Annotated in this window: 14 protein-coding genes; 6 read left to right on the top strand and 8 right to left on the bottom strand. The window is 61.8% G+C overall.

Annotated features, from left to right (window positions below; translation table 11 throughout):
* Window positions 1-124 precede the first annotated feature (124 nt).
* Window positions 125-589, bottom strand: a complete 465-nt coding sequence (locus SJY18_RS13830; protein ID WP_337337624.1) for a DUF3817 domain-containing protein — start codon at window positions 587-589, stop codon at window positions 125-127.
* A 72-nt stretch (window positions 590-661) separates the two neighbouring features.
* On the bottom strand, window positions 662-1,063 hold the full coding sequence (trxA, locus tag SJY18_RS13825; protein WP_337337623.1) for a thioredoxin: 402 nt from the start codon (window positions 1,061-1,063) through the stop codon (window positions 662-664).
* A gap of 162 nt (window positions 1,064-1,225) precedes the next feature.
* Between trxA and SJY18_RS13820 the strand changes: the two genes are divergently transcribed.
* Complete coding sequence (locus SJY18_RS13820) at window positions 1,226-2,347, top strand: class I SAM-dependent methyltransferase (protein WP_396667983.1); 1,122 nt, start codon at window positions 1,226-1,228, stop codon at window positions 2,345-2,347.
* A gap of 10 nt (window positions 2,348-2,357) precedes the next feature.
* Here the strand turns inward: SJY18_RS13820 and SJY18_RS13815 are convergent, their stop codons facing one another.
* The 5 genes from SJY18_RS13815 to nrdH all read right to left on the bottom strand — a co-directional run bounded on the left by SJY18_RS13815 (window position 2,358) and on the right by nrdH (window position 6,801).
* Window positions 2,358-2,744 (bottom strand): hypothetical protein, encoded by a 387-nt coding sequence (locus tag SJY18_RS13815; protein WP_337337621.1) that lies wholly within the window; start codon window positions 2,742-2,744, stop codon window positions 2,358-2,360.
* Window positions 2,745-2,942: 198 nt separating this feature from the next.
* Window positions 2,943-3,917, bottom strand: coding sequence for a class 1b ribonucleoside-diphosphate reductase subunit beta (nrdF, locus tag SJY18_RS13810; protein WP_337337620.1), 975 nt, complete (start codon window positions 3,915-3,917; stop codon window positions 2,943-2,945).
* Window positions 3,918-3,959: 42 nt separating this feature from the next.
* The gene (nrdE, locus tag SJY18_RS13805; RefSeq protein WP_337337619.1) at window positions 3,960-6,116 is read right to left on the bottom strand and encodes a class 1b ribonucleoside-diphosphate reductase subunit alpha; all 2,157 of its coding nucleotides are present in this window, start codon (window positions 6,114-6,116) and stop codon (window positions 3,960-3,962) included.
* Entirely contained in the window at window positions 6,098-6,562 is a 465-nt protein-coding gene (gene nrdI, locus SJY18_RS13800; protein ID WP_337337618.1) for a class Ib ribonucleoside-diphosphate reductase assembly flavoprotein NrdI, read from the bottom strand. The genes nrdE and nrdI overlap by 19 nt, the downstream gene beginning before the upstream one ends.
* Window positions 6,563-6,567: 5 nt before the next feature.
* Window positions 6,568-6,801: a glutaredoxin-like protein NrdH gene (gene nrdH / locus SJY18_RS13795; protein ID WP_396667982.1), complete on the bottom strand. Its 234-nt coding sequence runs from the start codon at window positions 6,799-6,801 to the stop codon at window positions 6,568-6,570.
* 384 nt (window positions 6,802-7,185) lie between these two features.
* Here nrdH and SJY18_RS13790 point away from each other — a divergent pair, with 384 nt between their 5' ends.
* From SJY18_RS13790 to SJY18_RS13780, 3 genes are all read left to right on the top strand, one after another.
* Window positions 7,186-8,391, top strand: a complete 1,206-nt coding sequence (locus SJY18_RS13790; protein ID WP_396667981.1) for an MFS transporter — start codon at window positions 7,186-7,188, stop codon at window positions 8,389-8,391.
* Between the two features lie 38 nt (window positions 8,392-8,429).
* Window positions 8,430-9,194 carry an alpha/beta hydrolase gene (locus SJY18_RS13785; RefSeq protein ID WP_337337615.1) on the top strand — a complete coding sequence of 255 codons (765 nt, stop codon included), beginning with the start codon at window positions 8,430-8,432 and terminating at the stop codon, window positions 9,192-9,194.
* Window positions 9,195-9,256: 62 nt separating this feature from the next.
* On the top strand, window positions 9,257-10,444 hold the full coding sequence (locus SJY18_RS13780) for an acyl-CoA dehydrogenase family protein (RefSeq protein WP_396667980.1): 1,188 nt from the start codon (window positions 9,257-9,259) through the stop codon (window positions 10,442-10,444).
* Window positions 10,445-10,451: 7 nt separating this feature from the next.
* Here SJY18_RS13780 and SJY18_RS13775 read toward each other — a convergent pair whose 3' ends face one another.
* Window positions 10,452-10,754, bottom strand: coding sequence for a hypothetical protein (locus SJY18_RS13775; RefSeq protein WP_337337613.1), 303 nt, complete (start codon window positions 10,752-10,754; stop codon window positions 10,452-10,454).
* A 52-nt stretch (window positions 10,755-10,806) separates the two neighbouring features.
* Here SJY18_RS13775 and SJY18_RS13770 point away from each other — a divergent pair, with 52 nt between their 5' ends.
* Both SJY18_RS13770 and SJY18_RS13765 read left to right on the top strand, forming a co-directional pair.
* Window positions 10,807-12,078: a DUF445 domain-containing protein gene (locus tag SJY18_RS13770; protein ID WP_396667979.1), complete on the top strand. Its 1,272-nt coding sequence runs from the start codon at window positions 10,807-10,809 to the stop codon at window positions 12,076-12,078.
* A gap of 53 nt (window positions 12,079-12,131) precedes the next feature.
* Window positions 12,132-12,473, top strand: coding sequence for a gamma-glutamylcyclotransferase family protein (locus SJY18_RS13765; protein WP_396667978.1), 342 nt, complete (start codon window positions 12,132-12,134; stop codon window positions 12,471-12,473).
* The last annotated feature ends 43 nt before the right edge of the window (window positions 12,474-12,516 follow it).

Genomic DNA, 12,516 nt, shown 5'->3' with positions numbered 1-12,516 from the left:
CCAGATGAACATCCGGCAAATCTGAACTGCCCCCCGGGCGTGTCGTGCTGACCTTGGTAGTGCGCGGCCCTCATCGTCCGTGATACGAAGTGCTGATCGCGGCGAAAAAGGGGTACACTCTTCCTCAGTCTCGGCCACCCGGAGGGCCCAGAATCAGCAGAACTGCGAAGACCGTAACAACGCCGACGACAAGCAGCAGCCCGAGAATCCATGGTTTGCGCAAGAACCACCGCATCAGGCGATCGTGCCAGGCGGCATCCCGCGGGTCATCAGTCTCTTCCCTACGCCAGGCACCTTCCAGACGGCCGGTGCGATGAAGCCATAGCTCGGCGGGAATCGTCGCATAAGGGATGATCGTGCTGACGATTGCGATCGCCGTCGCGCCGGCCTTCCACCGCTGATTCTTGGCGACGAGGATAGCTGTCGCTCCGTAGGCAAGAAAGACGAAGCCGTGGATGCCGCCGCCGATCGATACTGCCCACGCCCAGTCTGCAGTTGCTCGCAAGATCAACCCCGCGATGAGCAAGGTCCATGAGATCGCTTCGGCGATCGCGAGTGTACGAAAAAGGGCCAGGGGCGTGCGGAACACGTCTCTCCTTGGGTAGGGGGATTATTCGAGCCGACAAGCTACGCCGCACTACGCGGCGCCGCTTGCTAGTTGTTACTGCTGTTCGGCCTCCGCTGCCGCTTGTTGCTGCGCCGCCTCTTGCTGCTGCTGCACCTGGGCGCGCACCTCATCCATATCGAGTCCGCGCACTCCAGCAATCAGCTCGTCGAGCTGAGGTGCAGGAAGAGCGCCGGGCTGGGAAAAGACCACAATTCCGCCGCGGAACACCATCAGTGTCGGGATCGACGTGATCTGGAACGCCGAAGCGAGCTCCCGCTCTGCTTCAGTGTCGATCTTTCCGAAAGCGATGTCGGGGTTCGCTTCCGATGCGGCTTCGAAGACGGGCGCGAACTGCCGGCACGGACCGCACCACTCCGCCCAGAAGTCCAGAAAGACAATCTCGTTGTCGGCGACGACGCTTGCGAGGTCGTTTGCGGTGATTTCGGTAGTGGCCATGGCTCGTGCCTCCTGAATCGTCGGTGCGACACCGCGAATTACGGCGCCGCGTTGCTCTCTAGTCTGCCGTCTCTGACGGAACCGTGCCCCAACCGCGAAGATTCGTCGCACTCGAGGCGTATGCGAACAGCGAGCCGGGCCGGGCCGGGCTACCGTTGAGTCGTGACCTTTCTGCTGGACGATCTTCGCCGCTGGCCCGATCTTGAAGGGCCAGACCTGCAAGCGTCCGACGCCGCCGACCGGTTGCTCCTTGACGAATCGAAAGATGCCCGTCGGGCCTCGAGCGCGGCTGACATCGTCGTTATCGGCGACAACTATGGCGCGCTTACCCTTCGCAGCACGAGCGAGGCCTTGCCCACCACCGGGCAGCTGATCCGCGTTCACCAAGATGCGCTCACGGGCGAGCGCGCGCTGGCCGCGAATGCGGCACGCCTGGGCCTCGATGCGACTTTCACTTCCGAGCCGCTCGGCCCCGACCTCGTGCGTGGCGCGAAACTCGTTCTCTTGCGCTTGCCCCGTTCGCTGGATGCACTGCGTGATATCGCGGGTTTGATCGCAATGGATGCTGCGCCCGACGTCACCGTCTTCGCCGGCGGTCGCATCAAACACATGACCGTCGCCATGAACGATGTGCTTCGTGAGCACTTCACCACGGTCGACGTGACCCACGCGCGCCAGAAGTCGCGGGTGCTCATCGCGCGTGGCCCGCACTCTGGACGCGCACCGCTTCCGCAACAAGCAACCCACGACGGGCTCGTGGTCTGCGCGTTCGGTGGAGCATTCGCGGGCACCTCCATCGACATCGGCACCAGGCTGCTGCTCGAGCAGCTGCCAGCCACGCTCCCCCACGACGGTGCCGTGATCGATCTTGCTTGCGGCACCGGCGTCGTGGCCGCAACACTCGCGAAGCGAACCCCGCCCCGAAGCGTGATCGCGTGCGATCAGTCCGCCATCGCGGTCTCGTCTGCGCGCGCGACTGCCGAGGCGAATGGGCTTGCCAACGCAGTGACCGTCGTGCAGGACGACATGCTGGCGAGCCAACCGGACGCGGCAGCATCCCTTATTGCCCTCAATCCCCCGTTCCACGTGGGTGCGGCCATCTCTGAAGAGATAGCGCCACGAATGTTCGCTGACGCGGCGCGAGTGTTGCAACCGGGCGGCGAGCTGTACACCGTGTGGAACTCCGCGCTGAAATACCGCGCGTCGCTGGAGCGGCTCGTCGGCCCCACCCGTCAGCTTGCCCGAAACGCCAAGTTCACGGTGACCATCTCTACGAGGCGTTAGTGGCGCTCGCTCAACGAGGAGTCCGCGTCGACCAGTAGGCCCACGCGACGAGCACCGGCTGGAAGAACAACCTCACGAGCCGTTTGCGGTCTGAATCCAAGCTGAATCCATCACGCTTCTTGGTGTACTGCTCGACATTGCCGGGAAAAACCGCGACAAAGAACGCGGCGAGGATCACGCCCAGTCTGCTGCGCGACGCTGGCAGCACCACAAGCGACGCGCCCAACATCACCTCGACGACGCCAGAAGCCACCACGACAGCGTCTTTGTCGAGCGGAGTCGCCTCTGTTGTCCAGTCGGGCACTTGAGCTTGAAACTCTTTGCGGGCCCAAAACATGTGGCTTAGTCCAGCGAACACCATTGCTGCGGCCAGCGTCCATCGTGCGATTGTCCTCATAACAAAAGCGAACCACAAAAGTGAGTTGGTCGGGGCAATCGGCCTCATACGCTAGTGGACAATCCGCCCGCCATCACATCAGACGGCGGTTAGTCGAAAGGCAAGCATGTCCGTCCGAGAACGCTGGCGGCGTGCTCGACCGAGCAACGAAGAACCCCCGAAGGCGACAAGCCCCCGGGGGTTCTTCGTTCGCAGCAGCTAGAAGTCCCAGTCGTCGTCTTCGGTCGCTTCGGCCTTGCCGATGACGTACGACGAACCTGAACCGCTGAAGAAGTCGTGGTTCTCGTCGGAGTTTGGCGACAGCGCCGACAGGATCGCCGGATTGACGTCTGTCGTAGCGGCGGGGAACATCGCTTCGTAGCCCAGGTTCATGAGGGCTTTGTTGGCGTTGTAGTGCAAGAACTTCTTGACGTCTTCGGTGAGACCGACGCCGTCGTAGAGGTCTTGCGTGTACTGCACCTCGTTGTCGTAGAGCTCGTAGAGCAACGAGAAGGTGTAGTCCTTGATCTCGTCGCGCTCAGCCTGCGACACCTTCTCGAGTCCCTTTTGGAACTTGTAGCCGATGTAATACCCGTGCACGGCCTCATCGCGGATGATGAGGCGAATCAGGTCGGCGGTGTTGGTGAGCTTGGCGCGTGATGACCAGTGCATCGGCAAGTAGAAACCCGAGTAGAACAGAAAGCTCTCAAGCAGGGTCGACGCGACCTTGCGCTTGAGGGGGTTGTCGCCCTGGTAGTAGTCCATGACGATCTGAGCCTTCTTCTGAAGGTTCGGGTTCTCGACCGACCAGCGGAACGCCTCGTCGATCTCTTTCGTCGAGCACAGCGTCGAGAAGATCGACGAGTAGCTCTTCGCGTGCACCGACTCCATGAATGCGATGTTGGTGTACACCGCTTCTTCGTGCTGGGTGATCGCGTCAGGGATGAGCGAGACAGCGCCCACGGTGCCCTGAATAGTGTCAAGCAGAGTCAAACCGGTGAACACTCGCATGGTGAGCAACTGCTCGTCGGGCGTGAGGGTGTTCCACGATTGGATGTCGTTGGACAGCGGAATCTTCTCAGGCAACCAGAAATTGTTGACGAGGCGGTTCCAGACCTCAACGTCTTTGTCGTCTTCGATGCGGTTCCAGTTGATGGCCTGGACGTGCTTCAGCAGCTGAAGCTTTTCGGTCATGTCAGTTCTCTCTTGCAGGCTTGTGGATGAGTGAGCGCTGAATCACAGCATGCAGCTGACGCACTCGGTCATGTCGGTGCCCTCAAGGGCCAGCTGTCGCAGACGGATGTAATAGATCGTCTTGATGCCCTTGCGCCATGCGTAGATCTGAGCCTTGTTGATGTCACGCGTGGTGGCGGTGTCTTTGAAGAACAGCGTCAGCGAGAGCCCCTGGTCGACGTGCTGAGTGGCCGCGGCATAGGTGTCGATGACCTTCTCGTAGCCGATTTCGTAGGCGTCTTGGTAGTACTCGAGGTTGTCGTTCGTCATGAACGCTGCCGGGTAGTACACACGACCGAGCTTGCCCTCCTTGCGGATCTCGATCTTCGACGCGATCGGGTGGATCGAGCTCGTCGAGTTGTTGATGTAGGAGATCGACCCTGTCGGAGGTACTGCCTGCAGGTTCTGGTTGTAGATACCGTGCTGCTGGATCGATGCCTTCAGCGCCACCCAGTCTTCTTGGGTGGGGATGTGTTTGCCAGAGAACAGCTCGGTGACCTTGTCGGTCTCGGGAACCCAAGCGCGATCGATGTACTTGTCGAAGAATTCGCCACTCGCGTAGGTCGAGTCTTCGAATCCGTCGAATGCGTGGCCCTTCTCGATCGCGAGGTTGTTCGACGCCCGAAGTGCGTGGAACAGCACCGTGTAGAAGTAGATGTTCGTGAAGTCGATGCCTTCTTCTGAACCGTAGAACACGTGCTCGCGAGCGAGGTAGCCGTGCAGGTTCATCTGTCCCAAGCCGATGGCGTGCGAACGGTCGTTGCCGTCTTCGATCGAGCGCACCGAAGCAATGTGGCTCTGCTCGCTGACCGCGCTCAACGCACGGATCGCGGTTTCGACCGTCTGACCGAGGTCATCAGCATCCATCGACAAAGCGATGTTCATCGAACCGAGGTTGCACGAGATGTCTTTGCCGATCTCTTTATAAGAGAGGTCTTCGTTGTACGTGGTCGGCGTGTTCACCTGCAGAATCTCACTGCAGAGGTTCGACATGTTGATGCGGCCCTTGATCGGGTTGGCCTTGTTCACCGTGTCTTCGAACATGATGTATGGGTAGCCCGACTCGAACTGAATCTCAGCGAGGGTCTGGAAGAACTCGCGCGCGTTGATCTTGGTCTTCTTGATGCGCGGGTCATCGACCATCTCGCGGTACTTCTCGGTGACCGAGATATCGCCGAACGGAATGCCGTAGACCTTCTCGACGTCGTAGGGCGAGAACAGGTACATGTCTTCGCCGTTCTTGGCGAGCTCGAACGTGATGTCTGGGATGACGACACCGAGCGAGAGCGTTTTGATGCGGATCTTCTCGTCAGCGTTCTCGCGCTTGGTGTCGAGGAAGCGGAAGATGTCAGGGTGGTGCGCGTTGAGGTACACCGCACCTGCACCCTGACGGGCGCCGAGCTGATTGGCGTAGCTGAAGCTGTCTTCGAGGAGCTTCATCACGGGGATGATGCCCGATGACTGGTTCTCGATCTGCTTGATCGGTGCGCCCGACTCGCGGATGTTCGACAGCAGCAGTGCCACGCCGCCACCGCGCTTGGACAGCTGCAGCGCGGAGTTGATTCCGCGTGCAATCGACTCCATGTTGTCTTCAATACGCAGCAAGAAGCACGACACGAGTTCGCCGCGCTGCGCCTTGCCGGAGTTCAGGAAGGTGGGCGTTGCCGGCTGAAAACGTCCCGAGATGATCTCTTCGACCAGATCGTGCGCGAGCTTCTCGTTGCCGTCTGCGAGGCCGAGGGCGGTCATGACGACCCGGTCTTCAAAGCGCTCGAGGTAACGCTTGCCGTCGAACGTCTTGAGCGTGTAGCTGGTGTAGTACTTGAAGGCGCCGAGGAAGGTCTCGAAGCGGAACTTCTTCGAGTAGGCGAAGTCATTGAGTTCTTGGATGAAGTCGAGCGAGTACTTCTCGATGATGGTGGGCTCGTAGTATTCCTTCTCTACGAGGTAGTCCAGACGCTCTTTGAGCGAGTGGAAGAACACCGTGTTCTGATTCACGTGCTGCAGGAAGTACTCCCGTGCGGCACGCTTGTCTGCTTCGAACTGGATTTTGCCATCCGCGTCGTAAAGATTGAGCATCGCGTTGAGCGCGTGATAGTCCATGCCCTCGAATCGCGCCTCAGTCTTGAATGTCGATACGGTCACCGCTGTGTCTGCCATCGTTCTAGTCCCTCGCTCACACGTTCTACGTCTTCAGGCGTGCCAAATACTTCAAGCCGATACAAGTGCGGCACATTGCACTTGCGGCTGATGATCGTGCCAGCGAGCGCGAAATGCTCGCCAAAGTTGGTATTTCCCGCCGAGATAACGCCTCGGATCATGTCTCGATTGCGCTCGTCATTGAGGAATCGAATGACTTGTTTGGGAACGGCGCCCTTCTCAACTCCCCGCCCCTGACCTCCGCCGTATGTGGGGGTGATCAGGATGTACGGTTCATCGACAACGAGAGCCGGATCGGTTGAATGCAACGGGATCCGAACCGCCCGTGCGCCGAGCTTCTCTACGAAGCGTGCCGTGTTGCCCGACAGGCTGGAGAAGAAGACGACGAGCGGCGCCGCGGCTGCCCGGCTGGCAACCGCGTGACGCTCTGCGATCACGGTTGCCATGAGCGTCAGACGAGGCGCGAAGCCAGCTCGTCGATTTTGTCGGGACGGAAGCCCGACCAGTGGTCTTCATCGGTGATGACGACAGGTGCCTGGAGGTACCCCAGAGCCTTAACCTGCTCGAGTGCTGCCGCATCTTCTGACAGGTCGAGAATGTTGTACTCGATTCCCTTTGAATCCAGCGCACGGTATGTCGCGTTGCACTGCACGCATGCAGGCTTTGTGTAAACGGTAATCGCCATCGTGACTCCGTTCTCCCCTCAAATCTCGTGTTTGTTCCGGCAGACCCTCACCGGGAGTCCAATACTACATATGGGTACCGACATTCGATAGCACCACAAGGGCTAGTAGTTACATCAGTGTCATTTTCCACCGCTCTCCCCATGTACAACACAGGTTTTCCACCGATTCATCCACAGGCGCGCTGGGAGTCCGGTGTGTGAAAAAACCCAGAATCACGCCACAGTTGGGCAGGACGAATCGATCTGTCCACAGGCCCGAAGAGTTGGCGATCCTCAGACAGGCAATCTGCCTGTGGAGAACGTTTTGGGCGTGTCGCGGCGCGTCGTCAGATCGGCTCGTGGCGCAGCACGCTCACTGTGCCGCCGTGGCGCTAACGTAGACGGGTGTCGCGCTACGGGGAACTGCTGAAAACGCCTGGCGTAGGCCGCATCATGGCCGCCCAACTGACGGCTCGGTTTCCCAACGGCATGACCAGCCTCGCGGTCCTGCTGCATATCGAGCAAGTGACCGGCTCGTACGGTGCGGCGGGGCTCGTACTGGCGGCGACGTCGGTGGGTCAGGCAATTGCCGGACCAGTAACGAGCCGCTGGATGGGCGTCTGGGGCATGAGACGGGTGCTGACGGTGACGACCGCCATCTGCGCCGCCGCGATCGCTGCCATCGCGCTGCTGCCCATGGTGGTCGCCGGCTACATGGTGGTCGGCTTGATCGCTGGGCTCTCCACTCCCCCGGTGCAGTCGGCCGTGCGCACCATCTACCCGAAGATGGTGACCTCGAAGCAGCTGACTCCGCTCTTCTCTTTGGATGCTTCGCTGCAAGAGCTGATCTGGGTGCTTGCGCCGGTGGTCATCACCGTCGTGGCCACGCAGGTCGGCACGGTGCAAGCGCTCCTCCTCGTGGTCGCCATCTTGATCGGCGGGTGCGCGTGGTTCATCCTCTCGCCAGAAGTCGGGCGCGTGCGCATACCCCGAAGTCGTCGTCGACTCGGCAGAGTGCTCATGAAACCGCCCGTCATGCTCGCCACGGTGGTGGGTTTTCTGCTGATCGGTGCGTGCGCCGCGGTGGAAGCGGGCGTGGTCGCCACGTTCGGCCACGACGGCATCGAAGCTGGCATCGTGCTGGCTCTGTTCGCGGTCGGCAGTCTGGCGGGCGGGCTCAGCTTTGGGCACCTTCCGATCGGTCCCTGGGCGATGGCGCGACGATTCGCAATCGTCACGATCGGAATGACCCTGGCGATGTTCTCGCTCGATGTGTGGTGGATGAGCGGCACGCTGATCATCGCCGGCGCCGGAATCGCCCCCGCGTTTGCCGTGCTCTTTGCCATGACCTCGGTGAGCGTCAAGTTCAGCGAGACCGCCGAGGCGTACGGCTGGATCGGCACCGGCCAGCTGATCGGCGCCGCAGCGGGCTCTGCTGTTGCAGGTTTTCTCATCGACGGCGTGGGCCCCGAGGGCGCCATCGCAGCGGCTGCCGGCTTCGCCGCCCTCGGCACGATCCTCGCCATCGTGTTCGTACGTGGCTTTCCCGACCTGCGCGGGCGCGATTCCACCCCCATACCCGACACCGAACCGGTGCAGACGATCACCTGAGAGTGATCCCCCGCGAGCATGGCTTCTATGCTGGATTCGTGCCCGCTCCCATCGTTCTTCCTCGCCTGTCATGGGGGGCTGCGCGCAGCCCCCGCCACGCGCTGCTGATTCACGGTCTCGGCTCAACTGGCGCCCTGATGTGGCGCTTTGGCACCGCACTGGCCGAAGCGGGGTGGCACGCCCAAGCGGTCGACCTTCGAGGTCATGGCAGCGCGCCGAGAGCGTTGGACTACTCCATCGCTGCCTACGCCGCGGATCTTGCCGAAACTTGGCCTGAGCGCGAGGACTCCTGGGATCTGGTGATCGGCCATTCGCTCGGCGGATCTGCAGCCACGGTGGTTGCAGCATCCGACCCGTCGTGGACGAAACAGCTTGTGCTCATCGACCCGGCTATTCACCTCTCGCCCGAAGACAGACAGACCGTGCGCAACAGTCAAGAGCGCTCATTCGCTGACCCCTCACGCGAGGCCGTGCGTGCTGAGCACCCGCACTGGCACGAGCATGATGTCGAGTTGAAGGCGCAGTCGGCGCAGCAAGTGAGTCGGTGGGCGGTGGAGCAGACCAGCGTGCAGAATTCGCCGTGGGACGTTCGGGATGCTGCCGCGCAGCTGACAACTCCCACTCACGTGATCGGCTCAGACCCCAAGGTCTACTCGATTTTCACCGGCGATCTCGCTGCCGAAGTGCTCGCCGCGAATCCGCGTATCGGCATGTCGGTCGTGCCCAACGCCGGCCATTCGCCGCATCGCGACAACCCGGAAGCCACAATCGCGGCCCTGCACCTGGCACTTGGCGAGCGCTGACACGCGCGACGGCGTCTGCGTTCGCGCAAGTTTCCGCGCCGCCCGAGCCCCGGAAGGGCACAATGAGAAGGGTGAGCTCCGAATCTTTCGATCCGTCCGTATACCTGCCAGATGAGCTGCTCGAGCGCATGCGTCAACGGGCGGTCATCCACGATCGCGAGAACACCTTTCCCGAAGATGACCTCGCTGAGCTCAAAGCCGCCGGGTATCTTTCCCTGCTCTGCCCCACCGCACTCGGTGGCGCCGGGCTGAGCCTTGCCCAGGTCTCGCGACTGCAGCAACGACTCGCGGGCGCCGCGCCGGCGACCGCGCTCGCAATCAATATGCACCTGGTATGGACGGGCGTGGCGAAAGTGCTGGCAGATCGCGGCATCAACACCCTGCAGTTCGTGCACGAAGGCGCCGTGGCCGGCGAGGTGTTCGGCTTCGGAATCAGCGAGGCAGGAAACGATCTGGTTCTGTTCGGCAGCAATACCGACGCCGCCCCGCACGCAGACGGTTCGTATTCTTTCTCGGGCACCAAGATCTTCACCTCGCTGTCTCCGGTGTGGACGCAGCTAGGCGTGCATGGGCTCGATACCTCTTCGCCCGACGGGCCACAGATGGTCTACGCGTTCCTCCCCCGCGCTGAAGAAGGCGCAGGACGCGTGGTTGTGCGCGACGATTGGAACACCCTCGGCATGCGCGGCACGCAGTCGCGCACCACAGAGCTTCACGGCGCCGTTGCGCCCGCCGATCGGGTGGTGCGCCGAATCGCCCCCGGACCCAACCCCGACGCGATCGTGTTCGGGATCTTCAGCGTGTTCGAGCTGTTCTTGGCATCGGTCTACACCGGCATCGCCCGGCGGGCGATCGATGTCGCCGTGACCACCGCGGGGCAGCGTCAATCGAAAAAGACCGGCAAGTCATACAGCCAAGACCCCGACATTCGGTGGCGCATCGCCGAAATGGCGCTCACCTACGACGCATTGCCACCGCAGATCGACGCTCTCTGCAACGACGTAGACGCGGCGGCAGATCATGGCCCGAAGTGGTTCTCGATGCTGAGCGGGGTGAAGCACCGCGCGGTCACCGCGGCAAAGGCAATCGTCGACGATGCGGTGCTCGTGGCCGGCGGCTCATCGTATTTTGCAACAGCGGAGCTGAGCCGCCTTTATCGAGATGTGCTCGCTGGGCTCTTTCACCCGTCAGATCCTGAGTCTGCACATTCGACAGTGGCCGCCGCGTGGCTCGGCCCGCTGGAACAGTAGCCCCGAATCACTTCTTAGCGAGTGCGTCCCAGTCGATTTCGATGCATTGCGGATCAGACACAGACACCCGCGCGGGCAGAACCGCCCCCACTTTGGGCCAGAAGTGTCGCGAGGTGACTACCTCGGTTGTGACGCGAGTCGCGGGAACACCCTCGGCCGAGGCAACCACGTCTAACTCGCAGGCTTGGTAGCGCGCGCGCCCGACCGGCTCTGACACCGAGACGACCAGCACGCTGCCCTTCACTGCGTCGGCCAGCGGATCGCGCACCAGCTTCTCGAGTTGGTGCGCCATCTCGTCGAACTCATCCATCTTTCGAGCCTAGCCCGGCGAACGCGACCGCTGCGCGTGCGAAGATGACGCAATGGCACGGACACCAACAGAACTCTTGAGCCCTGCCGACCAGCAGCGTCGGCGCTCCCTTTCGCGCATGAAGGCTGTCGCGCTGGGTGCACTGCTGTTCATGGCGCTCGTGTTCGTGTTCTCGTTCGCGTTCGAGCAAGATGTGCCAGCGCTGGCCTACGTTCGAGCGGCAGCCGAGGGCGGAATGGTGGGCGCACTCGCCGACTGGTTCGCGGTCACGGCACTGTTTCGGCATCCGCTCGGCATCCCGATTCCTCACACCGCGATCATCCCCAATCGAAAAGATGAGATCGGCCAGACGCTCGGCGACTTCGTCGAAACAGAGTTTCTGCGCGGCGATGTGGTGCGAGAGAAGCTCGAAAAGAGTGCGATCGCGGCCCGACTGGGCGAATGGCTCGCCGTTCCCGATCATGCCGAGCGCATCGCCGCCGAGGGGTCTGTGATGGCCTCCAGTGTGTTGCAGGCCCTGAGCGACGACGATGTGCAGGGCATCATCGAAGACCTCGCGCGCGAGCACCTCATCGATCCGGAATGGGGACCGCCGCTGGGCGATTGGCTGAGCAGAATTGTCACGGCAGATGCCCACCGAAGCGCCGTCGATCTTGGCTTCGACACCATCGCGACGTGGCTGGAGGCCAACCACACCTCGTTTACGGGCCTGTTCTCGCGTCGCCTTCCGGGCTGGGTGCCCTCACTTGCCCACCGATTCGTCGACGATGCCGTCTACAACGAGGCGATCAAGTTCGTCGCGGCCGTGCAAGCTGATCCGCACCACCCGGCTCGAGTTGCCATCGATGGCTATCTCGCGCGGCTCGCCGACAATCTGCAGCACGACCCGGCGACGATCGGTCGGCTCGAAGATGCCAAGGTTTCAGTCTTTGACAGCCCGCGCGTGCGCCAGCTTGCTGGCGAAGCCTGGAACACCGCTAAGACGGGCCTGCTCGCCTCGCTGGCAGACCCCAAGAGCGCCCTTCGTCAGCGTGCGGCAGCGGCGCTGAGCGAGATCGGCGAACGATTGACGACAGATGCTGCGCTGCAGCGTCGGGTCGATGTGTGGGTGATCGACGCGGCTGTCTTCTTAGTGGATCGCTATCGCCATGACATCGCCTCGATCATCACCGACACCGTGGAGCGGTGGGACGCAGAAGAGACCACCGAGAAGATCGAACTGATGGTTGGGCGCGACCTGCAATACATCCGCCTGAACGGCACGATCGTGGGCGCGCTTGCGGGACTCGCCATCTACACGATCGCTCACGCCTTTTTCCGCTGACACATAAGAAAATCACCCGTGCACTCGGTGTGCATGGCGAGTAGCCTGGGCGCGTGGCCGCCGACCATCTTCTCTTCAGCTACGGGACGCTCTCGCGTCCCGAGATTCAGCTTGACACTTTCGGCCGTCTGCTCAGGGGTGAGCCTGACGCCCTACCGGGCTACACGATGGACTACGCGCGAATCGACGACCATCGACTTGTCGACCTTTCAGGTCACTCGATTCACGCGGTGGTGCGGCCGACGGGCAACACTCTCGACAAGGTCGTCGGCAAAGCACTGCGACTCACCGAAGACGAGGTGGATGCCTGCGACGAATACGAAGTCGCACTGTTTCGCCGCATTCAGGTGCGGCTGGCGAGCGGTCGCGAGGCGTGGGCCTACGTCGCGTCGTGACAGCAGAGCACAGCGCCACACACCGGGACGGTAGCGTCGACAG

The organism is Microbacterium sp. R86528, assembly GCF_044596335.1.
GTDB lineage: Bacteria > Actinomycetota > Actinomycetes > Actinomycetales > Microbacteriaceae > Microbacterium > Microbacterium marmarense.
The sequence above is the reverse complement of the archived record's forward strand: the minus strand, read 5'-3'. Positions and strand labels throughout refer to the sequence as shown.

Bases quoted from the DNA above. Each gene is read 5' to 3' on its own strand.
- trxA (WP_337337623.1), bottom strand. From the start codon at position 1,063: ATGGCCACTACCGAAATCACCGCAAACGACCTCGCAAGCGTCGTCGCC.
- SJY18_RS13815 (WP_337337621.1), bottom strand. From the start codon at position 2,744: ATGAGGACAATCGCACGATGGACGCTGGCCGCAGCAATGGTGTTCGCT.
- nrdF (WP_337337620.1), bottom strand. From the start codon at position 3,917: ATGACCGAAAAGCTTCAGCTGCTGAAGCACGTCCAGGCCATCAACTGG.
- nrdE (WP_337337619.1), bottom strand. From the start codon at position 6,116: ATGGCAGACACAGCGGTGACCGTATCGACATTCAAGACTGAGGCGCGA.
- nrdI (WP_337337618.1), bottom strand. From the start codon at position 6,562: ATGGCAACCGTGATCGCAGAGCGTCACGCGGTTGCCAGCCGGGCAGCC.
- nrdH (WP_396667982.1), bottom strand. From the start codon at position 6,801: ATGGCGATTACCGTTTACACAAAGCCTGCATGCGTGCAGTGCAACGCG.
- SJY18_RS13780 (WP_396667980.1), top strand. From the start codon at position 9,257: ATGAGAAGGGTGAGCTCCGAATCTTTCGATCCGTCCGTATACCTGCCA.
- SJY18_RS13775 (WP_337337613.1), bottom strand. From the start codon at position 10,754: ATGGATGAGTTCGACGAGATGGCGCACCAACTCGAGAAGCTGGTGCGC.
- SJY18_RS13770 (WP_396667979.1), top strand. From the start codon at position 10,807: ATGGCACGGACACCAACAGAACTCTTGAGCCCTGCCGACCAGCAGCGT.